The 26641-nt window shown below is 68.5% G+C and carries 24 protein-coding genes and 4 pseudogenes; 14 read left to right on the plus strand and 14 right to left on the minus strand.

Annotation, left to right across the window (positions count from 1 at the left end; translation table 11 throughout):
- Window positions 1-88 precede the first annotated feature (88 nt).
- Window positions 89-520, minus strand: a complete 432-nt coding sequence (locus KUM03_RS20415; RefSeq protein ID WP_217250709.1) for a hypothetical protein — start codon at window positions 518-520, stop codon at window positions 89-91.
- Window positions 521-1475: 955 nt separating this feature from the next.
- Between KUM03_RS20415 and KUM03_RS38905 the strand changes: the two genes are divergently transcribed.
- From KUM03_RS38905 to KUM03_RS20435, 4 genes are read left to right on the plus strand one after another with little or no spacing between them, the layout of a single operon-like run.
- Window positions 1476-1817 carry an RNA polymerase sigma factor gene (locus tag KUM03_RS38905; protein ID WP_302185880.1) on the plus strand — a complete coding sequence of 114 codons (342 nt, stop codon included), beginning with the start codon at window positions 1476-1478 and terminating at the stop codon, window positions 1815-1817.
- A 47-nt stretch (window positions 1818-1864) separates the two neighbouring features.
- Window positions 1865-2422 carry a hypothetical protein gene (locus KUM03_RS20425; protein WP_217250711.1) on the plus strand — a complete coding sequence of 186 codons (558 nt, stop codon included), beginning with the start codon at window positions 1865-1867 and terminating at the stop codon, window positions 2420-2422.
- On the plus strand, window positions 2419-3390 hold the full coding sequence (locus KUM03_RS20430) for a hypothetical protein (RefSeq protein WP_217250712.1): 972 nt from the start codon (window positions 2419-2421) through the stop codon (window positions 3388-3390). The genes KUM03_RS20425 and KUM03_RS20430 overlap by 4 nt, the downstream gene beginning before the upstream one ends.
- A gap of 54 nt (window positions 3391-3444) precedes the next feature.
- The gene (locus KUM03_RS20435) at window positions 3445-4218 is read left to right on the plus strand and encodes a glycosyltransferase family 2 protein (RefSeq protein WP_217250713.1); all 774 of its coding nucleotides are present in this window, start codon (window positions 3445-3447) and stop codon (window positions 4216-4218) included.
- A gap of 840 nt (window positions 4219-5058) precedes the next feature.
- Here KUM03_RS20435 and KUM03_RS20440 read toward each other — a convergent pair.
- The 5 genes from KUM03_RS20440 to KUM03_RS20460 form a co-directional block, all read right to left on the minus strand.
- Window positions 5059-6924: an ABC transporter ATP-binding protein gene (locus KUM03_RS20440; protein ID WP_254399618.1), complete on the minus strand. Its 1866-nt coding sequence runs from the start codon at window positions 6922-6924 to the stop codon at window positions 5059-5061.
- Window positions 6921-7475 carry a TlpA disulfide reductase family protein gene (locus tag KUM03_RS20445; RefSeq protein WP_217250714.1) on the minus strand — a complete coding sequence of 185 codons (555 nt, stop codon included), beginning with the start codon at window positions 7473-7475 and terminating at the stop codon, window positions 6921-6923. Before KUM03_RS20445 ends, KUM03_RS20440 begins: the two co-directional genes overlap by 4 nt.
- A gap of 63 nt (window positions 7476-7538) precedes the next feature.
- Window positions 7539-8021, minus strand: coding sequence for a S26 family signal peptidase (locus KUM03_RS20450; protein ID WP_217250715.1), 483 nt, complete (start codon window positions 8019-8021; stop codon window positions 7539-7541).
- Window positions 8018-8563, minus strand: coding sequence for a MauE/DoxX family redox-associated membrane protein (locus tag KUM03_RS20455; protein WP_217250716.1), 546 nt, complete (start codon window positions 8561-8563; stop codon window positions 8018-8020). Before KUM03_RS20455 ends, KUM03_RS20450 begins: the two co-directional genes overlap by 4 nt.
- 137 nt (window positions 8564-8700) lie before the next feature.
- Window positions 8701-8892, minus strand: coding sequence for a hypothetical protein (locus KUM03_RS20460; RefSeq protein WP_217250717.1), 192 nt, complete (start codon window positions 8890-8892; stop codon window positions 8701-8703).
- 282 nt (window positions 8893-9174) lie between these two features.
- Between KUM03_RS20460 and KUM03_RS20465 the strand changes: the two genes are divergently transcribed.
- On the plus strand, window positions 9175-10125 hold the full coding sequence (locus KUM03_RS20465) for a helix-turn-helix domain-containing protein (protein WP_217250718.1): 951 nt from the start codon (window positions 9175-9177) through the stop codon (window positions 10123-10125).
- A 59-nt stretch (window positions 10126-10184) separates the two neighbouring features.
- Here the strand turns inward: KUM03_RS20465 and KUM03_RS20470 are convergent, their stop codons facing one another.
- Complete coding sequence (locus tag KUM03_RS20470; RefSeq protein WP_217250719.1) at window positions 10185-10676, minus strand: hypothetical protein; 492 nt, start codon at window positions 10674-10676, stop codon at window positions 10185-10187.
- A 770-nt stretch (window positions 10677-11446) separates the two neighbouring features.
- Here KUM03_RS20470 and KUM03_RS20475 point away from each other — a divergent pair.
- The gene (locus KUM03_RS20475) at window positions 11447-12040 is read left to right on the plus strand and encodes an SMI1/KNR4 family protein (RefSeq protein ID WP_217250720.1); all 594 of its coding nucleotides are present in this window, start codon (window positions 11447-11449) and stop codon (window positions 12038-12040) included.
- Here the strand turns inward: KUM03_RS20475 and KUM03_RS20480 are convergent.
- From KUM03_RS20480 to KUM03_RS20505, 7 genes and pseudogenes are all read right to left on the minus strand, one after another.
- Window positions 12003-12707: pseudogene (locus KUM03_RS20480) on the minus strand (IS5 family transposase). The gene KUM03_RS20475 and the pseudogene KUM03_RS20480 overlap by 38 nt on opposite strands.
- A gap of 763 nt (window positions 12708-13470) precedes the next feature.
- Window positions 13471-14919 carry a sodium:alanine symporter family protein gene (locus tag KUM03_RS20485; RefSeq protein ID WP_217250721.1) on the minus strand — a complete coding sequence of 483 codons (1449 nt, stop codon included), beginning with the start codon at window positions 14917-14919 and terminating at the stop codon, window positions 13471-13473.
- 391 nt (window positions 14920-15310) lie between these two features.
- Entirely contained in the window at window positions 15311-16366 is a 1056-nt protein-coding gene (locus tag KUM03_RS20490; protein ID WP_217250722.1) for an SMI1/KNR4 family protein, read from the minus strand.
- Between the two features lie 268 nt (window positions 16367-16634).
- A pseudogene (locus KUM03_RS38470) lies at window positions 16635-16925 on the minus strand (transposase); the annotation flags it as partial.
- A 78-nt stretch (window positions 16926-17003) separates the two neighbouring features.
- On the minus strand, window positions 17004-17189 hold the full coding sequence (locus KUM03_RS20495; RefSeq protein ID WP_217250723.1) for a hypothetical protein: 186 nt from the start codon (window positions 17187-17189) through the stop codon (window positions 17004-17006).
- A 79-nt stretch (window positions 17190-17268) separates the two neighbouring features.
- Window positions 17269-17826 carry a dihydrofolate reductase family protein gene (locus KUM03_RS20500; RefSeq protein WP_217250724.1) on the minus strand — a complete coding sequence of 186 codons (558 nt, stop codon included), beginning with the start codon at window positions 17824-17826 and terminating at the stop codon, window positions 17269-17271.
- A gap of 9 nt (window positions 17827-17835) precedes the next feature.
- Window positions 17836-18354, minus strand: a complete 519-nt coding sequence (locus tag KUM03_RS20505; RefSeq protein WP_217250725.1) for a pyridoxamine 5'-phosphate oxidase family protein — start codon at window positions 18352-18354, stop codon at window positions 17836-17838.
- 83 nt (window positions 18355-18437) lie between these two features.
- Between KUM03_RS20505 and KUM03_RS20510 the strand changes: the two genes are divergently transcribed.
- From KUM03_RS20510 to KUM03_RS20545, 8 genes and pseudogenes are all read left to right on the plus strand, one after another.
- Window positions 18438-19313: a LysR family transcriptional regulator gene (locus KUM03_RS20510; RefSeq protein ID WP_217250726.1), complete on the plus strand. Its 876-nt coding sequence runs from the start codon at window positions 18438-18440 to the stop codon at window positions 19311-19313.
- A gap of 22 nt (window positions 19314-19335) precedes the next feature.
- Window positions 19336-19649: pseudogene (locus KUM03_RS20515) on the plus strand (hypothetical protein); the annotation flags it as partial.
- A 34-nt stretch (window positions 19650-19683) separates the two neighbouring features.
- A pseudogene (locus tag KUM03_RS20520) lies at window positions 19684-20153 on the plus strand (transposase); the annotation flags it as partial.
- A gap of 763 nt (window positions 20154-20916) precedes the next feature.
- Window positions 20917-22407: an FG-GAP-like repeat-containing protein gene (locus KUM03_RS38475; protein WP_254399619.1), complete on the plus strand. Its 1491-nt coding sequence runs from the start codon at window positions 20917-20919 to the stop codon at window positions 22405-22407.
- A gap of 878 nt (window positions 22408-23285) precedes the next feature.
- Window positions 23286-23558 carry a winged helix-turn-helix domain-containing protein gene (locus KUM03_RS20535; RefSeq protein ID WP_217250727.1) on the plus strand — a complete coding sequence of 91 codons (273 nt, stop codon included), beginning with the start codon at window positions 23286-23288 and terminating at the stop codon, window positions 23556-23558.
- Window positions 23555-23902, plus strand: a complete 348-nt coding sequence (locus KUM03_RS39050) for a transposase (RefSeq protein ID WP_308406366.1) — start codon at window positions 23555-23557, stop codon at window positions 23900-23902. Before KUM03_RS20535 ends, KUM03_RS39050 begins: the two co-directional genes overlap by 4 nt.
- A 17-nt stretch (window positions 23903-23919) precedes the next feature.
- A complete protein-coding gene (locus KUM03_RS39280; RefSeq protein WP_374225353.1) occupies window positions 23920-24456 on the plus strand; it encodes a hypothetical protein in 537 nt (178 codons plus the stop codon).
- On the plus strand, window positions 24434-25393 hold the full coding sequence (locus KUM03_RS20545) for an SDR family oxidoreductase (protein ID WP_217250728.1): 960 nt from the start codon (window positions 24434-24436) through the stop codon (window positions 25391-25393). The genes KUM03_RS39280 and KUM03_RS20545 overlap by 23 nt, the downstream gene beginning before the upstream one ends.
- Window positions 25394-26641: the final 1248 nt, after the last annotated feature.

Consider the following 26641-nt stretch of genomic DNA (forward strand, 5'->3'; position numbering starts at 1 on the left):
GGCCCGCAGGCTACCCGACCGATGCCCGTTGCAGCATCCTGCTTTCACCGGCGTCGGCCCGCGTCGCCAACGTCCTGTCCCGCAAAGGCTAGTCGGCGACTATGCCGCGGGCGCCGAGGACGTTCCGCAGCTCTGGGCCCAGGAACTCGGAGCCGAGCACGCGCCGGAGATTCGGCAGCAGCACGAGGTCGTCGAGGGAAGCGACGTCGAACAAGTCGTCCTCGCCGTCCCAGACAGGGGCACATTCTTGGTACACCTGGTTACCGCCGTCCATGCACAGCTCTTCGACGCCGGCCAGGAGCTCCTCGCTGATCTCCAGAGACGCGAAGTAGCTGCGTGCCTCGGGCACAACCTGGTACGCCAGACCGTGCCGCTGCGCATACTCCCAGGGGTCGTCGCCGAGTCCCGTCTCCTTCAGGAAATCGGCGAGGCAGAACTGAGGGGTGAGGCTCTCATCGACGTACATCAGCTGTTCGACGACGATGAGCTTGAAGTTGAAGTCCTTGAACGCGGCGGCCATGCGCACAATCTATGCGGCAGGCACTGACACCGGGACCACTGCCGGAACCGGTGTGTTCCGTTGACTGCGAGCACGCTGAAGGCCTGCCTGTCGGGGCTGGCCGCGGTCGCCGACACAGTGCCTCTTTCCCTCGTCGACAGGAGATGGATCGAAGTGTGCCGGGTCGTACGCTGGACAGCGGCGGACGGCACTCTCGGAGAGCGGCCTGGTCCCCCTGTCCCGAGGCAGGAGCTCCCCGCCGTCCTGGCGGACACCGAGAACTGGGAGTACCCGCGAACCAGCACGTGGCTGGGCTGCCTCACGCTGACCTCGCCTCCCGGGCCAGGGCGTTCAACACACCGTGGTCGGAATCGCTCACCTCCGCGACCTCGCGTGATCAGAGGCCCGGCCTTCGTCAGTCACCCCGCCCTACCTCTGGACGGCGTCACCTACGAGGTGCAGGGCGCGTTCCCGCGCTGGGGCCGCACAGATTTCGGTGGGCATTGCACGCGCGGGCCCGTTCGTAGCTCTACTTCTCGTCGAGTTCGAGAGGAAGTGAATGCCGTGATCCAGCCGGAGGACGGAGCGCCGCTCCCCGGACGTCCAGGGCGTTTCCTCGCCGTGTTCGTTGCCGTCGGCACCGCCCTGCTTCTGATCGCCGAACTGTACGCGGCGACACAGTCGGTGGCGCTGACGGCGGTGTGCGGCACCGTCGCGCTCGCGGTCGCCGCGGCGTACGTCGTGCATCACCGCCGCACGTCCGGCGCGGACGCCGCTCCCGGCGTGGCACCCGCGCAGCACCACGGGGCGGCACCTCTTGGTTCCAGCGAGGAAGGACCCATGCCCGTGGACAGCCGTGGGGCGTTCGACGATTTCTTCCGCACCGAGTACCCACCTCTGGTGCGGCTGTTGCTCCAGATGGGAGCGCGCTACAGCGAAGCGGAGGACGCGGCGGCGGAGGCCATGTCCGTCGTCTATGAAAAGTGGGAGACGATCACGGCACACCCGGCGTACGCCCGTACCACCGCGATCCGCCTGGTCCGCCGCACGCCCCGCGAGCTGGTGGCGGAGATCCGCGAGCAGGAGTTGGGCGTGGTGGACTTCCTCCCCTTCGTCGACGCGGGCGCACTGGACGTCCTGGAGATGTTGCGGGGAGCTGCCCCACGAGCAGCGGCTCGTGATGGCGCTCACGATCGCCGACCACACTCCGGCGGAGATCGCCGAACTGGTCGACCGCCCGGTCGCGACCGTCCGTTCGAACCTCCGCCACGCCCGCAGCGCCCTCCGGCGCATACGCCGGTTCGACGACCGGGCCTGAGCCCCGGCAGGAAAGAGCAGGAAAGAGCAGGAAAGAGAGGGAAGATCATGAACCACGAAGACCTGGACGCACGTCTGGACCGCGAGCTGCGGCACGGAACGGCGGCCCTCGACCGGGCCCTGCGGGAGCACCTGGACGTGGAGTCCGCGCTGCTGCAGGTGAAGAGCGGACGACGGGACGCGACCGACCCGACGGACGAGCGGCTGCGCGAGGTTCTGGTGGCCTGGAGCGCCGAGTTGGACATCGCCGTCCGCGGTGCGGGACGGGCGATCCGTCCGGTGGCCGACGACGCGTTCTTCGCCGCTCTGACCGGCCGCAGCCGCGAGGGCGTCGAGCCGTGGCCCGAGACGCAGGTCACGCTGTCGGAGGAAGCGCCTTGGGTCATCACCGTGTCGCTCAGCCTCCCCGGGGTCCCTCCGGCGGACATGCGAGTCGTCGCGGAGATCGGCACCGCCGACCGGCGGCTCTCCACCGTGCTGGAACCCGTTGACGACTCTCGTACACCCGACGACGTCGTCGAACTGCGCGGCATGGTGACCGTGGAGGGCGACGAGCCGCCGTCGCTCCCGGGCGTCCGGCTCACTCTGCGCGCGGAGCGGTCGTGAGCGCCGGAGTCTCCACCGCCTGGCAGCAGGTGGTGGAGGCGCTCGCGGCCCGGTCGGGACAGGAGGACGCGGCCGCGGCCCGCCTGGCTGAGGTGTGCCTCGCGGCGGCCCCGCTGACGCCCGAGTGTTCGCGCGCGACCCGGCCCGGCGGCCTCCCCTCGGGCCGCCCGCCGGCCGAGGTGACCCCCCGGGTCGCCGCCGCCCTGCTCGACGCGGTGCGTGGTCGGGAGGGGAGGGTGGCGCGCTACCGGGAGGTCGTCGGCCTGCTCACCATCCGGGGCGCCTGGCGGCCGTCGTCCGACGACCGCTACGGCGAGATCCGCGACCAGCGGGAACGGCGCGACCGGGCGCTGGTCCTGGTGCTGGAGCTGGGCGACGCCACGCTGACCGCCATGTGCCGTTACTACCGTGGCAGTTCGGAGCTGCGGCTCACCCATTGGCCCCAGGCACTCACCGATCTGCTGGAGGCCGCGGACGAGGCGGTCGCCCTGCTGGAGGCGGACGAGGACGGCGGGCGGCACCCCGGCCCCTTCGCCGCCGTGAGCAACCGGCCCGTGCCGTGGGCCGAGCCGCCCCGCGTGCTGGTGCGGATGATCGCCTGCCGCGCCCTCAAGTGGTCCGCCAACGCCGCCTCCCTCCTGGGCGACATGGAGCAGTGGGCCGTCAGCGTCCGCCGAGCCGTGGAACTCGCCGAGCCCCTGGCCGAAGTCCGCCCGTCCATGCTGGTTGAGGCCCTCGCCGCCCAGGCCAATCTGGCCCGGCACGTCGGAGACCGCGACACGTTCCGGCAGGTCGAGCGCAGGCTGCGGAACTGGGCCGAGACCGGCGGTCCGGAACGTGTCCTGCGCGGCTGGCTGACCGTCGCGTCGGACAACGCGGCCCACCTCCACGACTACAGCCGCGCGTACGAGATGAGGAAGCCCCACATGCCTCTGACCAGCGATGACTATCTGTACGTCAGCTCCTGATCGGTAGCGGTGCTTGAATGGACCGTCGTTCCCTTTCTGGCAAGGAGAAGCGCTGTGCCCCTGGTGTCTGTCGTGATGCCCGTGTACAACTCGGCGGCCACTCTCGGTGCGGCCGTCCGATCGGTACTCACGCAGACCCACAGCGACCTGGAGCTGCTGGTCACCGACGACCAGTCCTCCGACGGCTCCATGGACCTGCTGCGCGAGTTTGCCGCCCAGGACGAGCGCGTCCTGCCCCAGCCCGCGCCTGAGCAGGGAGGCGCGGGCCGGGCCCGCAACCTCGCCATCGAGCGGGCCCGCGGGGACTACATCGCTTTCCTCGACTCGGACGACATGTGGCTGCCGGAGAAGACCGAGAAGCAGCTCGCCTTCGCCGCGGCAGGCCACGCGCCTTTGACGTTCACCTCGTACTTCAAGATGGACGCCGACTACGCCGGCGAGAGCACCGACTGGGTTCCCAACGGCCGGGTGATCCGTGCGCGGGAGCACGTGGACTACCGCGCCATGCTGGTCAGGGACCACATCGGTGCCCTCACGGCCATGTACGACCGCAACGTCCTGGGCACGAGGCTGATGCCGGAGATGCGCAAGCGCCAGGACTACGCGCTCTGGCTGTCGATCATGCGGGACGGCGCTGACGCCCGGGGCCTGGCTGAGCCGCTTGCGGTGTACAGGGCCCACCAGGCGGGATCGCTGTCCTCCAACAAGCTGTCACTCGTGCAGTACAACTGGGCCCTGTACCGCGAGCACGAACATCTGTCGGTCCCGCGGTCGACGCGGGCACTGGCCGGCGCTGTGTGGCAGTCGCTGCGCAACTCGCGCGTCTAACCCCGTGCATGGGCCTGCGGAGCCCGATACGCGACAAGTGCCTGCGACTCGTCCTACGTGAAGACGTGCTGACGTGAAGACGTGATGACGTGATGACGTGATGACGTGAAGACCAACCCCTGACCCGACTCACCAAGGGAAGTACCTGCCATGTCGCTGATCACCGAGTACAGCGTCTCCGCCCGTCCTGACCGCCGACTTGTCGAGGTCTACGACGCGGACGCGTCGTCAACCAGCTCACCCTCGGCCCGGCCGGCGAAATGGTTCTGCCACGCCCCGGCGTCTGCGAAGGTCATGCATGGTGGGACGGGCGTCAGGCCACGGCCGACTACTACGACCGGTGTGGTCAGCGCAGTGTCGCCGAGCAGTGGGGCAGTCCCCAACTCCGGCAGGCATGGCGGCAATGCCCGGCGCGTGAGCGATACGTGCTCGACCTGTGGTACGTCCGTGAGCCCGAGCCCATCGACGAGGACCTGTAGCGTCGCCTGAAGGCTGGCAGGGAATGAGCCCTTTCAGGCTGGCCACCGATCAGGGGATGGTCTCAACCTGTCGGTCCAGAAGCGCTGTTGGTCCTCGTCCTGCCGCACTCGACCTGCCTCATGCGCTGGTCGAGTGGGTCACGATGCTCATCGTCGCCCGTGAGGGTGGCCGCCGCTGCAAACTCCCGCCGCATCAGCCTGCATTCGTCGCGCTTGCCTACCTGCGCGAGCACTACCCCGACCGCGTGCACTTGGACGGCACCCTCAGCGAGCCCGCGGCGCAAACCCGCCCCCGCCGCATGACCGCACACGCCCCTCTCACCACCCCGACCTGAGTGGTCACGACCTTCAGCGACACCCTTCAGGGCTGGTAGCCGCTGGCCTGAACGGTGAAGAGTCGCGCGTACGTACCGTTCTCGTCGAGTAGTTCGGTGTGGGAGCCCTCCTCGGTGATCCGGCCGTCAGCCAGTACGACAATCCGGTCCGCCTCCCTGACCGCGCCGAGCCGGTGCGAGATCAGCAGACTGGTGCGGCCCGACCGGTATCGCCGCAGCCGGTGATGGATGTCGTACTCGGCCTCCGCATCCAGACCCGAGCTCGGCTCGTCCAGGATGAGCAGCTCCGGGTCCCTGCGCAGGAACGCCCGGGCGAGAGCGAGGCGCTGCCACTGTCCCCCGGAGAGCAGCGCCCCAGCGTCGTCGTCGGAGCCGCCGGAGGCGAAGACACGGCTCAGGATGGTGTCGTAGCGGTGCGGCAGCTTCGCCACGACGTCGTGCACACCGGCTTCCCGCGCGGCGGTGGTCAGCTTCGCCAGATCGCCGAGCGCCCGCACGTCACCGACGGCGATGTTCTCGCCGGCGGTGAGGTCGTAGTTCATGTAGTCCTGGAATACCGCGCCAAGCCGTCGTCGCAACTCGTGCACCGGTACCCGGCGAATGTCGACCCCATCCCACAGGATCTCGCCCCGAGTCGGGTCGTAGAACCGGCACAGCAACTTGACCAGGGTGCTCTTCCCGGCACCGTTGTGCCCGACCAGGGCGACGGACATGCCGCAGGGGAGGAACAGATTCACGCCGCGCAGTACCCAGGGACGGTCCTCGCCGTACCGGAACCAAACGTTCCGTAGCTCTATGCCTCGGTTCAGCGCGGGAAGCCCGGTCTGGAGGACACGGTCGGCCGGCGGCTCCAGATCCGGCCCGGCCCGCAACACCGCCTCATAGTGGTTCAGCAGCAGCAGCTGATGGTGCCCGTCGGCGAGGGAGCCGACGAGACCGGACAACGCGCCCTGCACACCGACGACGGCGGCCACGAACATGGAGATGTCACCGACCGTCAGCTGTCCCCGCTTCGCCGCGAGCACTGCCCAGAGCAGTCCGCCGCCGGAGACGAGTGCACCGAGCAGCGCGAGGCCGGACTGGGTGACGAGTTCCCTGCTGTCCACCCGCCGTCGTTCGACGTCGGCCGTGCGCCGTTCGTCGAGCATCCGGTCCTTGAAGAAGTCACCGGCCGCGAAGAGCCGGATCTCCTTGGCCGCGTCCAGACTCGACAGCAGGGACTGGTAAAAGAACTCCCTGCGCTGCGCCGAGCTGATGCGCCAGGCACTCTTCGCTCGGCGTTGGGACAGCCGGAGTTCGGCCACCAACGCGGGCACGGCCGCCGCAGCGACCAGGCCGGTCATCACGGGGCTGATGACGTAGAGCGCGACGACGAACCCGACGACGCTCAGGGCTCCGCCGGCGATTCTCAGCCCGGTTTCCACGAAATGGCCGACGGTCTGGCTTCCCGCAGACTGAGCCATCCGCAGTCGGTCCTGGAACCGGGGGTCCTCGAACCTGGCGAGACCGCCGAAGGAGTTGACGGCCGTGAAGAGCCGGTCCACCGCCCGCATACCCGCCGCCCGGTTGAGGTGCGCGCCCAAGTACTGGCCGAGGTGCGGCAGCAGCGCCGCCACCAGCCCCAGCAGACCGAGTCCGAGGGCCAGCCCGAGCAGGGCTGCCTGGCTCACACCGGTCAGCCGGTCCAGAACGAGCCGGGTGAGCCAGGCCACTCCCACGGGTACTCCGGCGGCAGCGACGGCGACGGTCGCGAGGCCCGTCATGTGTGCGGGTGCCGACTGCCAGGCGAGCGTGACCGCACCGCGGGCGGCGGCGAACCCGTCGCGTGGCGCGAGCTGTTCCCTGCCGCCGCCCGTACGGCGGTTCGCAGCCTTGTTCGTGTTCTCGCTCATGCACCGGCCTTCGTCGGGTGCGGAACACGCAGCAGGGCACGGCCACTGGCCGCAATCCTGCCGTCGGAACCCATACGGACGCCGGTCGGCATGCCCCGGATGCCGAAGGCCTGGGTCAGTTCGCCCTCAAGGCGAGTCACGGCGACCCTGGCCACCGGGGACAGCGCGGCGACGAAGGCGTCGGGTCGCTCCTCGCCGTCCTCGTCCCACACCACGGCGGCCAGAACCTGACCCGGTCCCGCCGCGCGGGCCAGTTCCACCACGCTCGGGAGCAGTTCCTCGCACGGAAGGCAGCCCGGGGACAGGAAGGCCACGAGCATTCCCTCGTGGAGACTGTCACGGGTCAACACCCTGCCTTCGGTGTCATGCACGGAGAAGTCGCCCACAGGCTCTCCGACAGAGAGCCCCGAGCCCTGGAAGGGGTCGCCCTTGGTGGCGGGCGGGGACCCGTGTCCCTGGGTGCGCAGCCGTCGGACGACCCCGAACGTCAGCATCAGGTTGACGATGCTCAGCAGACCGAACAGCGCTACGAGGGCAGTCAGGTACGCCATGGCGGATTGGTCCCTCCAGGGACGGCCCGGCCGTCGTGGCCAGGTGATGAAGGCGAACAGGGGTCACTGACGGTCACCGGCCGTCGCGCGCGGGAGCCTGCGGACGACTACGCCCAGCAGTTGGCCGGAGGTGAAGTAGCCGCACTGACGGGAGTCCAGGCTCCGCCCCGGATTGTCTCCGAGCAGTACGAGCCGCCCGTCCGGCACGCGTTCCTCGGCCAGCGCCCGCAGTGCGGGGCCCGCGTCCCTCGGCACCCGGTCCCCGGGGACGGCAGCGGCCCGTTTGATCAGCCACGCGGGTAGGGGGTGGCGGTCCCAGCGCTCACCAGTGGGCGGCCCGGACACGACGAGCTGACCGCTGCGGACCGCGGCGAGCCGGGCTCGGCGGACCACGACCCGGTCGCCGTCGGCCAGGGTGGGAGTCATGCTCTCGCCCTCCACTGTGACGACGATGTACCGGCGGTGGATCAGGGCCACCGTCGCGACGACCGCCGAAGCCGCCGCGCACCCGGCACCGAGTGTTGCGAGCGCGGCGGAGCGCGTCATGCTCCCGCCTCCTTGGGATCCACCGGGCCGAACAGGTGGGCCAGGTCGTCGAGGCTCACCGTGAGCAGCGCGAGGAGGACACCGACGCCGACGGCCAGGAGCAGTCCCGCCGAGGAGCCGGTCTCCGCCCCCCGCGTAACGGGCCGTCCCACCGCCCCGGCGAGGGCCACGCCGGCCAGCAGCACATTGCGCACGACGTGCCGGGCAGCGACGGGTTCCGAGCCGCCGAAACAGTGGCAGGCGGCGGTCTCACCGCGCCGGAGCACACCGGTCAGGGCCACGGCGAACCCCACGAGCAGGAGTGCGGCTGCCGCGAAGCCGGCCGTCACGGACGTTGGGACGACGAGCGCCACCGGTACGGCCGCCTCGGCGGCGATCACCAGGGGCGCCACGGTCTTCGTACTGCGCCTCAGCGGTGGGGCGAGGTGCGCCACCGAGAGCCGGAAGGCGCGGTACGCGTCCGCGGAGCCGACCTTGCCCGCGATCGAGCACAGGAAGACGAGGCCGAGCAGGACCTGGCTGCTGACGATCACATAGTTCATCGGAGCGGGACCCTCCCGCCGGCGTGGAGCCGGGCGCTGAAGACACGTCGTCGGAGACCGGCTCCGTCCCGGCGCGGGCCGGGACGGAGCCGGTGCCTAGCGGTTGCCGTGGTACGTGGGGGGCGACGGACGCCCTGTCACATACGGCAGCCGCAGTAGCCGACGCGCTGGTAGTCCTCGCACATCTCGTACCACATCAGCGTGGTGGTGCGTCCCTCGCAGCTGCGATAGATGCACTCGCTCTGCCAGCAGTCCGCCGCCGACGCAGTCGTCTTCGGGGCCATCTTGTCGAGCAGACGATCCGAGATCGTCCGCAGTTGTACGAGCATGCCCTTCCTCCGGTTCTTCGTGAGCTTCGTGGGATCGCCCGGCTCGGTTCCGGTCCGCGTACGGCTGCGGTTCCAGCGGTGCGCGGCCCCGGTTCGGTCTCGCCGTGCGGGCTGATCCGAGCTTGTGGCACGGAGTCGACCGCGGCAACGGCGTGTGCTGTCCCGGACAGCCCGTTCCCTGTCCGGACTGGTCACAGGAGTGTCCGGATCCTGTCCGGAGCCGGTGGCGGAGGACCGGAATCAGCGTTGTCCGCGTGTGGCAGGACGGCTCACGATGTCTGCATGGCGAATGTGGGGGAGATGCAGCCGCAGCAGGTCGGTGATGCAGGGGAGTTCGCGACCGCCATGCGACGGCTCAAGGAACGTTCGGGGCTGTCGTACCGTCAGCTCGAGGAGAATGCCGCCGAGCACGGAGAGGTGCTGGCCCGCAGCACGCTGGCGGACGTCCTCGGCGGGAAGGTCACGCCGCGTCCAGAGCTGGTGGCCGCGTTCGTACGGGCCTGTGGGGACGGGGAACGGGTGCGGGAATGGCTGGAAGCCCGGGAAAGGGCCGTCAGTGGCGGGATGGACCAGGCCGAAGGCATCGACGAGGGCGAAACGGGAACACAGGGGTGGCGCACGCGTCGTGGGCCGGGGTGGCGGTGGCGCCGGATGCCCGTGCTGCTGTTGGGGCTCGCCGTGTTCTCGCTCGTGGCCGCTACCGCCTGGGTCGTCGGCTCCATCGGTGAGTCTGGCGATTCCGCGGAGGAGGGAGCGGGCGCATCCGCGCCCTCGGGGGACCGCACCGCCCTGCCGCGGGGTTCGGTGGAGATCCGTCCGGCCCTGGCGGACGGTCTGTGTCTGACGGACGGACGTGCCGAAGGGTACGACTCGTTGGTGGCCGTGCAGCGCCCGTGCAGGGACGTCGCGCCCCAGGAGACCGAGCTCGTGCCCGCGGGCGGAGGCACGTTCCGTGTGCAGTGGTACCACCCCGAGCACGGAAAGGGCTGTCTGACGGCGGTGACCGTTCGCACCGGTGCCGCGCTGCTGGAGCCCTGGGACGACTGCGGCAAGACGAGCAGGTTCCGCATCGAGTCGTCGGATTCCGGTGGCGACGATCAGTATGTGCTCCATGTGGTGGGCGGTGGGTGCGTCGGCATCAGCGGATCGAGAAAGTCCACCGGAGCGCCGGCGGTGACCCAGCCCTGCGATGGCAACGTCAACCAGGTCTTCTCCATCTCCTCCGCGCCTTGAGCCGGTTGATGGTGCGGCCGGTGCGACACCTCGGAGAGCTGGCTCAGAGAGCATCCGATCTAGGTAGTTGGTGTTCTGGGACGGTTTTGTGACTGGTGGCGTCGGCGGTCGTCACACGTGGCGTACGTGCTCGTCGTCCGTCTACGACTACGCCGTACCGCCTCCCCTGCCGCGAAGGCGGCGATCAGCCAGGCGATCTCCAGGGTGGTCCGGGCCGGTGTCACGACCTCGCGCGCAGGACCGCCCCATAAGACCAGGGAGGTGAGGAGGAGTGCGGCCGGCACGCCCGTGGACGCAGCCAGGGTGACGGCGCGGTGCCCGGCGCGTACGGCGCTGTAGACCGCGATCAGGTAGGAGACGGCGAGCACCTCGAACCCGGCCGCCTGGTAACCCACCGCGGACAGCCCGGTGACGGCCAGCACCACGAGCGGTGCCCGGCGGCACGCGGCCAGCGCCAGCGCGCCGGCCGCCAGCAGCGCCAGGCCGAGCACCTCGCGGCCCCCGGACGGGTGGGGCCCGGACAGCCCGGTGCCCAGCAGAAGTGCCGCCACCCCCACAGCGATCGACCAGTCAGTGACCTTGACCGGAACAGTGAACCGCCCCTTGTTCAGGAGGAGTGAGGGTCAGTCGACGGGAGCAACACAAACCCTGGGGCACGACGAACCGCCGATTCAAGCCCTCAGCCAGCCAGATGCAGCGCTCAGTCGGACGCTTGGACCCTCTTGGATTGATCTTCGGCACATGGGGCCGCACGTGAGTGCGGCGTCGAAAGTGCCGCCCGGGCCCTCCACGATGACGGACGCCGCACCACCGAGGAGCAGAAGTGACGTATCCGCCCCAAAGCGCTAACTCTTGGGATGCCCGGCCTCGCGGACGGGGTGGCGGAGGGTAACGCGCCGTGGCGTACGGGTCCATTGTTCCGTAACACAGTTGGAAATGTCCCGTACGAAGTGGTGACCATGGCTGTGCCGGCCGTGGTCCTCACCTGGAGCACGGTCATGATCGTGCTCGGACATGCGGCGGCGCGGTCCTTCTGCCCTGGCTGGGCCTGATCATGCAGGTCCTCACCGCCGCTGACGGCCCGCCCAGCCCCCGCCGCTGCCGGGCACGGCCAGACGCGGCCGGCGCCCAGCGCCGATCTCTCCCAACGCCGGCCTCTCCCACCGTGCCTGGCTCGAACCGGTCCGCGCCGTCCTGATTGCCAGCGGCCTGACCCTCGAGGACCTCGTCGACCGCTCCGGCTAATCCAAGACGCCGCTTCCTTTGGCGGCTGTCCAGGGGCGAGCGTCAGGGTGGGGTGCTGCTGTGACAGTCTGCTCGCGTGGACGATCTCGCAGGTACGCAGGCTCCAGGCAGCCGTTTGACCGACCCCACTGCGTCAGTCGCGGAACTCGAACGGGTGCTGCCTGACCTTGTGGCCCACCGTCTGCCGACCCCAGCGGGTGTCAACTGGCCACGGCTGGAGAGTGTGTTGGGTACGGCTCTGCCTGCTGACTACAAGCTCCTCTGTGAGCTCTACCCAACGTTCGAGCTGAGTGACTTCATGCGTGTTGGAGGCCCGGCGCCGGGTGCCGAAGTGGCCTGGGCCGAAGATACCGATGACCTGGAAGTCCTGGCCGAGTGGTGCGAGGACGCCGACTTGGCCGTCCCGATGCATCCGTACCCCGCACCGGGCGGCCTGCTTCCCTGGTCCTCCTCCAACCAGGGAGACTTCTTCTTGTGGACCACCAGCCCCGCCGGGCCGCAGGAATGGACGGTCACCGTCGCCTCGCGCAACGGTGCGTGGTGGCACTACACCGGTGGGGCGGTACAGTTCCTTGCCGATCTGGTGAGCGGTGTTCTGGAGCCCTGGGCACTGCCGACAGTCCGACCTGAGATCACCTGGATCGGTCGACCAGGCGGCGGTAGCAGATGAGAGCAGCAGGAATGCCGGCGAAGGCGAGGAAGTGCTCGGCCTGGCGGTCGTAGCGTCGGTGCAGGCGTCGGGATCCCGAGAGCCACGACACCGTGCGCTCGACGACCCAACGGTGGCAGCCCAGGCGCTGGGAGGACTCGACCCCGCGACGGGCGATGCGTGGGGCAATGCCGAGCTCGCGCAACCAGCGCTGCAGGTGTTCGTAATCGTAGCCTTTGTCCCGGTGGAGCTGGGTGGGCCGGCGCCGACGCGGTCCCCGACGGGATCGAATGGGCGGGATGGCGCGCACCAGCGGTTCCAGGACCTGACTGTCATGGAGGCTGGCGCCAGAGATCGCGAGCGAGATCGGCAGCCCGTTGCGATCGCAGATCAAGTGAATTTGATCCGGTCTTGCAACGGTCAGTCGGATTCGGTCCGGTCAGAGGCCCCGTAGGAGGGCGTGGACGCTCACCGAGCCGATAGCGCACCTGGACCAGTCCAGCCTCCCCTGCGCGCCAAGTTCGTCGCTCCACTGTGTGAAGCGCCGGCACGATCGCTGCCAGCACCTCCCCAGCACCGGCGCGTCGTCGGCCCCGCCCTGAGGCCGTTGCACGACGCTAGGCGGCACCACGCTCCGGAACAGCTCCCACAACTCATCCGGTACCAAGCGCTCGACAAGACTCTCCACGACCAGCCGACGACTCCCATGGGTCAAAGGAAAACGACGTCTAATGGGTGCTTCTGATCCATGTCGAAGAGGATGCGTTCAGTGGCCCGGCGCGACTGGGTATCAGGGGGCGTCCGGCCGGCCGGCTGTCGTCGTCTGCCCCGGGGCCGAGGTAGGTGTGGACGGTCATGGGTTGCCAGACGGGCGGGACGAGCGGGGCGTCGGAGATGCTCGCGATGTCGTGCACGACCGTGCCCGCAGCCCGCCGACGAGGCGGGCATGCAGCCTCAGCAGGGGAGTGACGCGCAGCAGTCCGGCGCGGGATGCGGCGGCGCGGTTCCTCCTTCCTCGTGTTCACGGCCGAAGAAGTGGACGGCGAAGCCGACGTGCTCGTAGGTGTCGTCACCGTGCGCGTGAGTGGGCCCGTCCTCCCGAGTGTCGGCGGAGCCGGCCCGGTCGTTTCGCGTGTGGGCCTGCGAGGAGCACTTGACCCGGCCCCAACCAGATCGCCGAACACGTCCCGCACATACACGGGCTGCACGACCGCAATCGCCGGATGTACGTTGGCGGCCGGTGCCGAGCGGCGATTCGACGCCTGTCACCGGGTCGCGATCTGCGCCGCCGCCGCCGCTTCGGGCTGTTCTCGCGCATCGAGCGCTCGACGGCGCAGCGGCCGGTGCCCCCTTCGCGCCGCAGCCGCGTCCGGCCCTGTGACGCCCGAGGGCAGCACCCTTCCAGGATGCCGCCCTTCGGCCGTGCACGGTCGTGCCCGAGTACGTTCGTGTCAGAGCGAGCCGACCGGCGTCCGCTCCTTCGGGGTGGAGTCCTCGTCCGACGCGCCCCAGCACTCCACCTCGCCGCGTAGGCCCGGCACCTGCTCCTTCCGGAAGACCGGGTCGAGGCCCTGGTTGCGCTGGGCCATGTAGTCGTCGAGGAGACGGAAGGCGACCGCGCCGAGGGGGACGATAGCGATCAGGTTGACCAGGACCATCGCGCCCATCGTGACGTCCGCGAGGCTCCAGACCAGCGGGACGGAGCCGACCGCGCCGAGGACGGCGCAGGCGATGACCATGGCGCGGTACGAGCTCATCACGCTCTTGCTGCGGGTGATGAACTGGATGTTGGACTCGCCGTAGTAGTAGTTACCGATCATGGAGCTGAAGGCGACCATGAAGATCACCAGGGTCAGCAGGTGACCGGCCCAGTCGCCGAGCGTGCTGGTGAATGCGGACTGCGTGACGTCCGCGCCGCCGCGCTCGCCGAGGGTCGGGTTCGCGGAAAGGATCACGAAGGCGGTCATGGTGCAGATGACCAGGGTGTCGAAGTAGACGCCGAGGGTCTGGACCAGGCCCTGCTTGACCGGGTGGGTGGTCTCCGCGGACGCGGCGGCGTTCGGGGCGGAACCCATGCCCGCCTCGTTGGAGAACATGCCGCGCCGCACGCCCTGCAGGATCGCCGTGCCCACGGCGCCACCCGCGACCTCGCGGAAGCCGAAGGCCCCGCCGATGATGTCGCCGAGCATGCCCGGCACGCTGCCGAGGTTGAGGAGAACGATGACCAGGCCGACCAACAGGTAGAGCCCGGCCATCACCGGGATGATGACCTTGGTGACGGCCGTCAGGCGCTTCACGCCGAAGAACACGGCGAGTGCGAGCAGCACGGCCAGCACGACGCCGAGGACGGGGTTGAACCAGGAGGCGTCCGAGCCGAAGGAACCCTTCGTGGCCACCGTGATGGTGTTGGACTGCACCGCGGTCAGCACGAACCCGAACGTCAGGGTGATCAGAACCGCGAAGACCACACCGAGCCAGCGCATTCCGAGCGCCTTCTGCATGTAGTAGGCAGGGCCGCCCCGGTACGTACCGGGCTCCATGTCGCGCACCTTGTACAGCTGGGCCAGGACCGACTCGACGAACGCCGAGGCACCGCCGACCAGGGCCATCATCCACATCCAGAAGACGGCTCCGGGGCCGCCCATGGTGATCGCGGTGGCCACGCCGGCGATGTTGCCGGTGCCGATCCGCGCGGCGGCGGAGATGGTGAAGGCACCGAAGGGGCTGACGCCGGACTGCGGCTTGTCCTTGAGGACCCGGAACATCTCCGGGATCAGGCGGATCTGCACACCCTTGGAGCGCAACGTGAACCAGACGCCGGCGACGGCAACCAGCGGAATCAGCAGATATGTCCAGAAGGCGTCGTTGAGGTCGACGACCCAGGCTTCCAACGTGCTCATGCGAATGCTTCCCGGTTCCTCGTGAGTCGGGGAATCGGCCCGGTTTCCGCATGCGCGTACAGGTCGTGTACGGAGCGGACGGCCGGGCCGGGCGGTGCGGAGGTAAACACTCCGCAAACCCCAGGACTCTAGGCTGGCGTCGCCGTCGCTGCCTATGGTTCCTGGAAGTGCTCTACGTCACATGAATCCCGCACATGCGAGAAGTCGCCGGCCGAAGCCGTCGTCGGAACTGCCCGCCTGCGAGGTGAGTGGACCGAGTCCCGCAGAAGGTGTCGCAGGAACAGCGTTTGGCGACCGGTTCCGGAGGCAGTCGGTGATCACCTGGCTCACGGATTTCGATGAGAAACGACGACACTGTCGTGTCCACGAACGTGAGACGGCCCGCCTCTCGTCAGAGCGGTCGGCCGTCGAAGGGGCCGCCGGAGCCGGGCTTGAACGTCGCGCCGAGGTCGTACTGCGCGATCCCGAAAGGTTGAAATCCGGCATCGGCAAGGACGCGGAACAGGAACTCGGAGGTGGAAATGTCGTACCGGTGCCACGGGCCGCCGTCATGGGACCGCGCAAGGACGGGGTAATCGCCCGGCCGCTCGGCGTCGATCAGCCAGCAGTACTCGTCGGCCCATTCGGTGGCGCCCCATACAACCACCCCATGGCCGCCCGGCGCGTAGATCGCATAGGGATCGACGGCGGAGACGTCTCCGTGCTTGCTGTCCTGGTCGACCGACAGGGAGACCCGCCACTGTGTCAGGAAGTTGAACGAGACGCCCTCGTCGCGTCCCAGAAAGTAGACGGAATCACTGAAGATGCCGCCGCCGAACGCCTCGTAGAGCTCCTTGTAGTCCACCGGCAGCGGCGCCCCCAGCTCTCCCTCGATCGCCGCCCAGTCGACGGAGGTCCCGAGCGGCTTCCACCCGGTCAGTTCGATCACTCGCTGAACCCATATACGACAATCCTTGGGCAGTTCAGTCCCCACTTCTCCTTCGATCTCCGCCCAGGGTTGCGCGGCGTCCCGCGCGTCCCAACGTATGACACGGAGAAGAGGGTCCACCCAGGAGACTCCCTCCGGCGGTGCATCTGGCGACGGTGCAGCCCGCTCCGCCACGAGCACCACCAGCTGTTCGCCGTCCCCGGCACGGACCACACCGCAGCCGATCCACCGACTGCCGAACGCCCACCCGCGCATCTCAACCAGCTCCCCAGCGAAAGGAGCAAGGAGCGGTAGCCCGGTCCGCTCGGTCACCGTCGGATCGACGTAACCGCCCATGACTAGGTTGCGCAGCTGCCCGTACCGACGGTTGAACCCCTTCAGGAGAGTGGACAGGCTGGTTGTGTCGGATACCACGAGGCATACATGCCCCGCCAGGTGCCCAGACCGGTCGCACACCAACTCTCGCCCGCCCGGCCGAACCAAGGAGGCAACGGCTGCGAGCAGTTCCTGTTCGTCCATGGCCAGAGAGTGAAACACGCGCCACGGACAACGAGCCGGGACTGCGAGCCAGCTGGCATCCACGACTGACACCACAGAGGACGAATGGCGCCGGACACAAGCGTCCTTCGTCGGAGTCGAGAAGGCTTGCCAAAACCCGCCGAGCAGGCCCGGGCCGCACTGCGGACGGAACTCCCAAAGCGTGTGTCGCAGGTGCGAGTCCTGCCGGGAGCACAACGCGCTACGGCCCTGACCTGCGGTTTCTCATCCAGGGTGGGGTCCTAGCTTGTCATTTTCCAGTTCGACGCGGCTTCATGCCCACCTTGTGGCGGGCAGGACGGCTGAACGCCTCGCCGGTTGCAAGGATTCTGCCCACGTCATGACGGGTGGCGGGTGACGGTTTCTCGAGCCCGGTGGCCGACCGGGGCCGGGACGAGACGGTTCCGGCGCACCGGCCGGAGAGCCGGCCTTCGTGCACAGGTTTCTGAACCCTCTCCGGACGCGGGCGGGCGAGCCGCAGCTGGGCATGGGCGGCGATCACCAGCCAGGCCCACCGGTCGGCCGCCTCCGGACTGCGAACGGCCTTTGCCTCTCCGAGACGCGGGAGCAAACGCGGCCCGAAACGCCGGACGGACGCTGAGCTTTGGCCCGCTCCGCCTCATGCGACCATCGCGAAGAACACCTTCACGTCGTAAGCCACCGCCGTGGCGGTGTTGGCCGTGACCGTACTAGACGAGCGATAACCCGCTGTGGCCTGTGGAGATGCCCGCAGGAACTCGGGCGATACGCCGAGGGGGATGCCGACCGCCCACGCCCATCGGGTCAGGCAGTAGATCAGGTGCACCGCGACGGCGAATGTAGGTGGCGGTACGCCCCCAGCGCCACACAGCCGAAGCCGGCGCAATCTCAGCAAGCGGCGCGGCTCAGCGGGTCCGGTAGCGCGCGTAGATCAGTCCGCTGTCGAAGGTACGCCCCTCGACCAGCTCGAGATCGATGCGCACGCCGTCGGGGAAGAACCTCTTGCCGCCGCCGACCACACTCGTGGTGATGAACAGGTGGTACTCGTCCACCAGGCCGGCCGCGATCGCCTGGGCCGCGAGGTTCGGACCGTCGATGGTCAGGTCGTGATCGGCCTCGGCCTTGAGCCCGCGCACCGCGTCCGGGTCGAAGGTCCGCTCGATCCTGGTCTTCGCGCTGGACACCGACTCCAGCGTCGTGGAGTACACGATCTTCTCCGCGGACTGCCAGTCGCGGGCGTACCGCAGGATGTGCGGCGGCTGGTCGGGCTCGGTGTGCGCGGTCTCCCAGTAGACCATGGTCTCGTACATCCGTCGGCCGTAGAGGTACGTGCCGACGGGGCGGAAGAGGTCGTTGATGAAGGTATGCACCTCCGGATCCTCCGCCCCGGTGCCGAGGTCTCCGTCCGCCGCCTCGGCGTAGCCGTCGAGCGAGGTGATCATCGAGTAGATGAGCTTTGCCATGCGTCTCCTTCAGGTGGTGTGGGTGGTGTGCTCGGGGTCGGCTGGAAACACCGGGAGCCGGGCATCGGTGACGTTGTCGAAACGGGCATCCCCTCCGCGGATGAGCACGAAATGCCTGGAGATCGCGGCCTGATAGACCAGCAACGGCCCAGCCGGTTCGAGGTCCTCCGGCACTAGCTGGTGACCGGTCGGCAGGCGAGTGTTGAGCAAGGCGAGGTCCGCCGCGCGGGCGTCGTCGGCAGCCGGCCCCGCAGTTGCCTCCAGGTAGATCGCTTCCGCCCCGCCGACGGGCGCAGCCATGTCGAAGACGGTGATCGCCACCTCCGGACGCGCTGCGACATTCCGTGAATGCCGGCTGTCCGGCGAGGACACCCACAGAACCCGGTGCTGCCCGTCGGCGGCGAAGAACACCGGGCTGGCCCACGGCCGACCCTCGCCGTCCGCGGTGCCGAGGACGAGGTAGCGATGCTGAGCCAGCAGCCGCGGTACCGTTTCCCACATCGTCAGTCCTGCGGTTCGTTGTGACATCAGGGCAATCCTGGAACGTCGGCAACCCCGCCATCAACGGCGGGTTCGTCAACAATCGTTCAGCCAGGGTGAACAATGGAGGGATGGAACGGCAGGACATCGAGGTGTTCCTGGCTCTGGCTCAGGAGCTGCATTTCACCCGCACCGCAGAGCGGCTGCGGGTCGCGCCTGCCTCGGTCAGCCAAACGATCAAGAAGCTCGAGCGCCGGTTCGGGGCACCACTGTTCGCCAGAAGCACGCGCCGGGTGGAGCTGACCCCGCTCGGCCGACAGCTCCTGGACGAGCTCGGCCCGGCTTACGCACAGGTCCAGACGGCGATCGCGCGAGCGATTGCCACCGGCCACGGCACCACAGGTGAGCTCCACCTCGGCTACATGTCCGCCGCCATCGCCCGCCGCGTCCTGCCGTCGGTCGACGCCTTCCACGCCGGTACGCCGGGCTGCCGGGTCACCATCCGCGAGACCGCACTGGACGACCTCTACGGGCCACTGCGCCGCGCCGAAGTCGACCTATCGATCCTGCCGCTGCCCGTTGCCGAACCGGATCTCACGGTCGGGCCTGTGCTGCTGTCCGAAGCCGCACTGCTCGCCGTCCCCGCCGACCACCATCTGGCCCGACGCGACCAAGTGACCCCCGAGGACCTGACTCAGGAGACCTTCCTGTTCGCCCAGAATCTTCCCGACTACTGGATCGAGCACCACCTGCCACTCACCCGGCCGACGCCCACGATCACCCGGCTGCCCGGTTTCCAGGAGATGCTGGCCTACGTCACCTCTGGCCATGGCGTGGCCATCGTCGGCGCCCAAACCGAACAGCTCTACCCACGCCCCGGCCTGACCTGCTTGCCGATCGCCGACGGTCCCACCTTCGACTACGCCGTCGTCTGGCGCACCGGCGACCTGACCGCTCTCGCATCCGCCTTCCTCCACCACGCCGTCAACGGAAGGTGTTCCTCTTAGGAATCGATGCAGGGCTCGTCCACAGACCGGCATGACCAGCGGCGATGTCGTTCTGCGCTGGCAGGCGTTCCTGCGCAGGTTCGACCTGGAACACACCTTCCGCATGAGCAAGCAGACCCTCGGGCCGCCCGCACCTGCACTGCCCAGCCCGTGCACCGAAACCCTCAACGTCGCATCAGGGGAAGGCTAGTTGGCTCGAAGAACCGACATCCCGCCACCCGTCACGACGTGGGCAAAACAACCAGACGACCCGAGACCATCGTCGAACGTAATCGCCTCAAAGCTCGCAAGTCGGCCACCAGCGCCTTGAAGACGCTCAAGAGCCATGACCGCTGAGTGAGGGCGTGCCGCGGTAGTGCCGCCGGTGGACGGGCTACGCAAGGACACCGTCTACATCGTCGACGGCACCCCGTGCCCACCCGCGACCGCAATATCATTGCAATAGACAAGAAGTCCCGCTACTTGACCAACATGTGGGCGTGATCGACGCCAACAGCCGCCTGGTAGGTGGCTATCGGACTGCCGTTGCCCGGCGGCCGCAACGACTGCCGGGCTTCACCGAATCCGGCGTCGACCGGACTGCCGCGGCGCACCCACCATCGGCGGCGACTACAGGACACCGGCCCGCTCATCCCACACCGTCAACGACGAGGCCAGGCGCGCCTCAACCCCGCCAGGAAGCGGAAATCTCCGTCCACCGGCGGGCGCGAGCACGAGTGGAACACCCTGTCACGGCTGAAGAACTGGAAGATTCTGCGGAACTGCCGACTCAAGGGCAACGGCACGCACCTGGCCATGCTCGGCATCGCCCGACGCCATTACCTGGCCCTCACCGGATAACTCACACCCCCATACGGGACAACTTCGAAGCGTGCTGCCCGTTCACCGGCAGTTCTCCTGGCTGTCGCACATCAGTTCCGCGAGAACCTGACGGGAAGGCGCAAGCATCCGCATCTTCGCACTGTGATCCACGGCACATGCCCCAGGGGCTGACGGTGGGTTAGGATTCAGCCGCATTCTGTTCGTCTGTCAGAACAGCGTGGCGGGGGGCAGGGGGGTTTCCTGGGGGAGCTACCTTTCGGACTTGGCGCCACCTCGCGTTGCCTGGAAGGGACTTCACGTGGCATCTCGCCTTCGTCGACGGTCGCATGCTGGTCTCGCGTGGACCTCCATGTCAGTGGCAGGGGGACCGCCGTCGTCTTCGCCGTGATGACACCTTCCGCGGCTGCCACCGGTGGGGTGGCAGAGGATATGCCCCCGCCTGCGATCGGAGTTTCCGGTCTCTTCCGATGCGGTACGAATCCTCACGGAAGAGGGAATTCTGCCGAGGAAGCTCGACGGCCGCATTCTGCCGGCCGGGCCGGAGACATTCACCGGAGGTAGGCGGTCTGTCCTAGCCTGAATTCCTGTGACCGGAATTCGTGCGACCGGCTGAAATCCAGCAGGTGGGGTCCACCGCCTCGTTTCTCTCACATGTCCTGATCCGGTCCGCATGGCCGGAGCCTTCCGGCCGAGTCCGCCGTACGCTGCGTCGGGGCGCCCTGACGTGGCCGGATCCTTAATCCTTTGGGGAACATTCTTGATAGCCAACCGTTCACGCCTCATGTGGACCACGAGCGCCGCCGCGGCGCTCGCCACCCTGTTGACGACCGCTCCGGCGAACGCCCTCAATGGCGCCGATGCCCCCGCCGGGTTCGGCTTCACCGCGAAGATCAACGTCGGGGAGCAGACCGCCTGCACCGGCACACTCGTCTCGCCCCGGTGGGTGCTGACTGCCGCCTCCTGCTTCGACCCGGACGGTAAGCCCGCCGCCGGCAAGCCCGCCGTCAGCACCACCGTCACCGTCGGCCGCACCGACCTGACCCAGACCACGGTCGGGGCCACTCGGGCGGCGGTCGAACTCGTCCCGCACCCCGACCGGGACCTGGTCCTGGTGAAGCTGCAGACCGGTGTCGCCGGCGTGAAGCCGGTCGCCCTGGCCGCCACGCCGGTGGCGGCCGAAGAGAGCGTCCAGGCGGCCGGTTTCGGCCGCACGAAGACGACGTGGGTTCCCGACAAGCTGCACACCGCCTCGTTCACGGCCGCAGGTGACGGCTCGGCCAACGTCGCTCTGACGGCCACCGGCGACGCGGTCATCTGCCAGGGGGACGCAGGCGGCCCCGTCCTGCGAGAGGCGGGCGGGACGCAGGAGTTGGTCGCCGTCACCAGCAGGTCGTGGCAGGGCGGATGCCTCGGCATGCCGTCCACGGAAACCCGGACGGGAGCCATCGCGACCCGCGTCGACGACGTGCGTTCCTGGATCACCGGTACCGCGTCCCTCGTTCCGGGCGACCTGAGCGGCGACAACAAGCCCGACCTCGTCGCGGTAGACAACCTCGGCAAGCTGTACCTCTACCCCGGTACGGGCACCGGCGGTCTCGGAACGCGCACCCTCATCGGGACGGGCGGGTGGTCGGGTGCCTCCGTCACCCACCGCGGTGACTGGACCGGGGACGGCATGGAGGACATCGTCGCCCGCGTCGGCAGCGAGCTGCGCGTCTACCCCAACCGCGGCGACGGCTCGCTTGCCAGGCCGATCAGGATCGGCACCGGACTGCCCACGAACGCCCAGGTCGTCGGCGTCGGCGACGCCACCCTGGACGGCCAGCCCGACCTCGCCGTCTCGTACAACGACAAGCTGTACATGTACGCGGGCGTCAGCAGCACCACCCCGTCCGTGGCCGCACCCGTCCAGATCGGCAACGGCGGCTGGGGCGTCATGAGCCTGACCGCACCCGGCGACGCCGACCGGGACGGTCGGGTCGACCTGCTCGCCCGGGACACTCGTGACGGCATCCTGTACATCTACCTCGGACAGGCCAACGGAACGTTCAGCGATCGGACCGAGTACGGCCATTCGTACACCGTCAGCTGGCGGCCCCTGATCGCCGGAGCCGCCGACGCCAACCGCGACGGCGTCGCCGACATGTGGACCACCGCGGCGGACGGCACCCTGAAGTTCTACAAGGGCGGGACCTCGATCCACGGCCCGATCGACGGGCCGAGCGTTCAGGTCGGCAACGGTGGCTGGAACGCCATGAGGTCCATCAGCTGATCCTCGCTCCGCCCTCTCGCGGTTCCACCCGGTCCACCACGGCCGGGAGCACGACGGCGGGTCCCGTGGACACGAGGCCCGCCGACAGCTCCCGGCCGTCCGGCAACGCGGTGGTTCGCAGGGCGCTCCGACGCGGCCCTCACCCCTTGCCGTGCACGAGTTTGTTGGGGCTCGCGTAGGGTCAACATGCTGACTTGGCCTTCGTGGGGCTGCTGCTGGCGAGACACGCGAATACTCTCTGGCCTGCTCGTTGAAGTAGCGGTACTGGGCCCATACCGGAATCGTCCAGCAGCTCTTCCGCTTTCTTTGCCCTCGTTTTCATCCTCGCCCGCGAGGGCGTTGCGCTCGATGGGGTCAGCCTGTTGCGTCGCGTCACCTTCCAGGCCGACGAGCCGCAGGACGCGCTGATCCTCACCCGGTACGTCGACGTCCACCTCGCGGAGACTCGACGCAACAGCGCCTCCCACGACTCCTAGCGGTCGGGCATGAAAGCTCCGTGAGACATCTGGTCGCCCGGACGCATGGAACCGCCGCGCAGGACAGGTGACGGCGGAGCACTACACGCGGTGACAACTGCCGTGCCTCGCGCGCTGCCGGTGACAAGCAGCGCGCCGACCTGGTGACAACTACTGTGCCTTGCCGCGCTGAAGCCACAGGGCAGTGACCGTCGATGGTGACACCTGTCGTGCTTCAGCACATCCGCGTGACTGAGCGCGCTATTGAGGACTTCTGCCCAGGGTGACGGTGATCTCGGTGGTGGGCACGTCGCGCGGCGGTTGCGGGCTTCGCGCAAGTCCGCTTACGCCTGGCATGTTTGCTGGGGGGACGGCTGAGTGGAGGCCCTGCGGTCCGAGGGGCCGTCCGGGTGTCCGTCACGGATGAAGCCCGAGTGGCGGGCCTGGCTGGCGGCGGAGCTGGAGAAGGGGCAGGCCGCCCATGGCTGGGTGGAGGGCCAGCGGTGGGTGCTGGCCCGGGTGGCGACGGTGATCGCCCGGCGGTGCCCTGTGCGTTTCAGTTCGGCGCAGAGCTGGCCCATTCTGCGCCAGACGGGCTACTCGGTGCAGGCGCCGGTGCGGCGGGCCGCCGAGCGCGACGAGGAGGCCGTGGCCACGTGGACCAAGGAGACGTGGCCTCGGGTGGAAAGACGGTGAGGGACCAGGACGCCTGGCTGCGCTTCGCGGACGAGGCAGGGCAGCTGCTGTGGCCGCCGAAGGCGTGCACCTGGTCCCGTTGCGCCCATTCGCCCCTGGTCAGGGTCCGGGCGGCTGGCTCTGGCCGCACCTCCATGGCGGGTCTGTTCTGCCGCAAGGCCGGTCAGCGCACCCGGCTGGTCTTCCGGATGCTGGTCCACCATGGCCGTAAAGGTGAGAAGAAGGGCTTTCAGGAGCAGAATTTCGCCTCGTTGTTGGATGCCGCCCACCAGCCGCTCGGCGGCAATATCGTGCGGGTCGGGACAACTACAGCCACCACGTCGCCGCCGCCAAGCGCGAGCTGACCGCAGAACGGTCGTGGCTGACGGTCTTCCGCTTCCCGATCTACACCCCCGACCTCAACCCGGCCGAGTGTGTGTGGGCGGACCTGAAGAAGAGCCTGGGCAGCCTCGCCCCGTGCAGCATCGATGACCTGGCAGGGCTGGTCCGCACGCGCCTCAAACGGATGCAGTATCGGCCCGACCTGCTCGACGGGTTCATTGCCGAAGCCGGACTAATCCGGCCGGCCCACCATGACGTCAGCCCGAACCGAACACCTCAAATCCTTCCGGCAAAGCTCTCTCTGCCCTGCGTCTATCGGCGCGGGGCTGGCCGCCGGTCGACGCGGAACAGCGGCCCGGTGACGCGGTGTCCGACGACTCCAGCGCCCTACTGGGCCTGCCGTCAACGAAGTTGTCGCCAAGTGCATGCTGGTAGACTTCCCGGCCTCGATCCGCAGCCGTGGCACTGCGGCCATGGGGCACGGCAGAGGCCGTCCGGTGCCCCGGGCCCGGCCCGGTGCAAGATCTCCGCTCACGCGTTGAAAGGGTCTTGCCGTGGACAGGTTCGAGCAGAATGAGAAGGCCCCGGTATCCGAAGGTATCTGCCTGCTGACCGTCGTCAGCCCGCGCAGAGATGAAGGCAACAGCCCGACCGGGATCGTCGGACGGTGGCTGGCCCGGCAACTGCTCGCCATGGGCCGGCATGTGCGGGTGATGGCCGAGCCGGACCAGTGCGGTGGCTGGCCCGACACGGTCGACGTCGTGGAGGGGTCCATCACCCGGCCGCTGGAGTGTGCCCGAGCCTTCGACGGTGTCGAGGCCGTGTTCCTCGCCGGTGCTCATCCGTCGACGGTCCAGGACGCCCTCACTCTGGCGCGAAACGCCTCCGCCCGCAAAGTCGTTCTGTTGTCGTCTCACGGGCCGGAGTACGAAGAGGCGAATCCGCCGGAGACCTGGTTCTGGCTGGCGATCGAGAAGGCGGTGGAGCACTCGGGCATCGCCTGGACGCACATCCGGCCGTCGGCTGTGATGGGTGCCGTCGTCGAGGGCACCTACCCGGCGACAGGGTCGGACTGGCCTGACACCATCCGCGCCGACGGGGTGGTCCGGGAGGCTTTCCTCGACCAGGGCCACTACCCCTTCATCCACGAGCAGGACCTCGCCGCCGTCGTGGCCGCGGCACTGATCAGCGATGATTACACCGGGACGGTCGTCGAGGCTGTGGGCCCGCCGCTGAGTACGCGTTCACGGATACAGAGCATCGCCACCGCTCTCGGCTGCGATATCGGCACGGTCGATCTGGCGGCGGACGAGAGCCGGGCGATCTGGCGACGCCGTGGCTGGCCGGACGGTGCGATCGACGTGACGCTGTACGCACTTGAAGAGTACGGCGCCCGCTTCGCCGAACTCGTTCAGTGGACACTCGACCAGCGGCCGTCCGTGCAGGACATCATCGGCCGCCCACTGCGCACGTACGACGACTGGGTGAGCGAGAACATCGACTCATTTCGCTGACCTCGGCGTGCTGAGCACAATGCCCCGCCGGGCCCCCTCCACTGTTCAAGGTCGTTGACACATGAGGTCGCCCTGAACCGAAAATCTCAGTAGTGAGGACTGTGGTCATGGCGGGTGCTCGCCCAGCGCCGCGCTCAGTACGGGCTGTTTCCTCACGGTCACAGCGCGAGCCGGTCCCGAGTAGCACGCCGGCTGCGTTGCACCAGCTATCGAGTACGCCATCCAGGGAGCTGAGGGCCCAGTCTTGAAGGTAGCCGACCGCTTCCGCTCGGTACTGGCGGCCCAGCGTTGGGTGAGGAAAGCGTCCGCAGCATCGGCATCGATGCTGCGGACGGACATCAGAATGTCTTGCCTGCCTAGATTCGGTAGGCGTGAGTCCAGGAGGATGCGGCAACGCTGGTCCACCACCTGTTCGCGGAGCCCAGGTTGGTACTCGGCCGCGACCTGCAGCAAAGGTCGGACGACGCTCACGTCCCAGATGGCCATCGGCCCAGTCAGTAGCCGCAGCCCGGCCAACTGGTGCGCAGGCTCGGCTCGCAGCAGCACTGCGGTTAGGACTGCCCGCTGTGCCGGCGCCGGGAGCCAGGACCAGCCAAGTAGGCATCACGGTCGGGGGCGGCCAGGTGGGCGAGACAGGCAGCGTGACCGGCTACGCGGATGCCACGGCAGCCGGATGACCTGCCTGAAGCTACGTCCGCGCCTACCAAAGAGACGACTGAGTGCAGTCCGGCGGCTTCCGAGCCCTGATGGGTGCCGCGGCGCTGAGGTCGCTCGCCTGGTCGGAACGACAGGTGGACCGCAACTGTGGTCTGGGACCCATCGTTTGAATCATCTGGTAGTTGGCCAAGGCTGCTGAACTGGAGAGTCGATCGCGGTGCCGATTGTGGCGTGCGCGTCGGCGGAGTTCGATGTGGGGGTGGGACGGGTCGGCCGGGCAGGCGTGGAGTTGGAGGTTGTAGCCGCCGACGATGTCGATCAAGGTGAAGTTGCCGTCCCGGGCGCCCAGGGGAGGCGGCGACGGGTCCGTCCGGTCCTCCCCGGCGATCCAGGTCCCGCTGCCGCCGTCCCATTCCCAGGAGGCGATGATGAGGAGCGGGACCTGCACGGTGCCGCACTCGGGGCAGGGGCGGGGCTCGGGATCGATCGTCTACTAAGAGGTCCTAACAAAGGCGTTGGACGTGGCGGTGGGTGATCAGGCAGATGGCGAGGCTGAGGAAGGCTTCGTGGATGTCGTCGCGTCGTTCCCAG

Origin of the sequence: Streptomyces sp. AC602_WCS936 (assembly GCF_019049125.1) — a bacterium.
Lineage (GTDB): Bacteria > Actinomycetota > Actinomycetes > Streptomycetales > Streptomycetaceae > Streptomyces.

Excerpts from the sequence above, each read along its gene's own strand:
- KUM03_RS20500 (WP_217250724.1), bottom strand. The coding sequence starts at position 17,826 with ATGGCAAAGCTCATCTACTCGATGATCACCTCGCTCGACGGCTACGCC.
- KUM03_RS20490 (WP_217250722.1), bottom strand. The coding sequence starts at position 16,366 with ATGGACGAACAGGAACTGCTCGCAGCCGTTGCCTCCTTGGTTCGGCCG.
- KUM03_RS20415 (WP_217250709.1), bottom strand. The coding sequence starts at position 520 with ATGGCCGCCGCGTTCAAGGACTTCAACTTCAAGCTCATCGTCGTCGAA.
- KUM03_RS20450 (WP_217250715.1), bottom strand. The coding sequence starts at position 8,021 with ATGACGCGCTCCGCCGCGCTCGCAACACTCGGTGCCGGGTGCGCGGCG.
- KUM03_RS20510 (WP_217250726.1), top strand. The coding sequence starts at position 18,438 with ATGGAACGGCAGGACATCGAGGTGTTCCTGGCTCTGGCTCAGGAGCTG.
- KUM03_RS20505 (WP_217250725.1), bottom strand. The coding sequence starts at position 18,354 with ATGTCACAACGAACCGCAGGACTGACGATGTGGGAAACGGTACCGCGG.
- KUM03_RS20485 (WP_217250721.1), bottom strand. The coding sequence starts at position 14,919 with ATGAGCACGTTGGAAGCCTGGGTCGTCGACCTCAACGACGCCTTCTGG.
- KUM03_RS20535 (WP_217250727.1), top strand. The coding sequence starts at position 23,286 with ATGAAGCCCGAGTGGCGGGCCTGGCTGGCGGCGGAGCTGGAGAAGGGG.
- KUM03_RS20445 (WP_217250714.1), bottom strand. The coding sequence starts at position 7,475 with ATGGCGTACCTGACTGCCCTCGTAGCGCTGTTCGGTCTGCTGAGCATC.
- KUM03_RS38475 (WP_254399619.1), top strand. The coding sequence starts at position 20,917 with ATGTGGACCACGAGCGCCGCCGCGGCGCTCGCCACCCTGTTGACGACC.
- KUM03_RS20455 (WP_217250716.1), bottom strand. The coding sequence starts at position 8,563 with ATGAACTATGTGATCGTCAGCAGCCAGGTCCTGCTCGGCCTCGTCTTC.
- KUM03_RS20425 (WP_217250711.1), top strand. The coding sequence starts at position 1,865 with ATGAACCACGAAGACCTGGACGCACGTCTGGACCGCGAGCTGCGGCAC.
- KUM03_RS20460 (WP_217250717.1), bottom strand. The coding sequence starts at position 8,892 with ATGCTCGTACAACTGCGGACGATCTCGGATCGTCTGCTCGACAAGATG.
- KUM03_RS20440 (WP_254399618.1), bottom strand. The coding sequence starts at position 6,924 with ATGAGCGAGAACACGAACAAGGCTGCGAACCGCCGTACGGGCGGCGGC.
- KUM03_RS38905 (WP_302185880.1), top strand. The coding sequence starts at position 1,476 with ATGAAAAGTGGGAGACGATCACGGCACACCCGGCGTACGCCCGTACCA.
- KUM03_RS20465 (WP_217250718.1), top strand. The coding sequence starts at position 9,175 with ATGGCGAATGTGGGGGAGATGCAGCCGCAGCAGGTCGGTGATGCAGGG.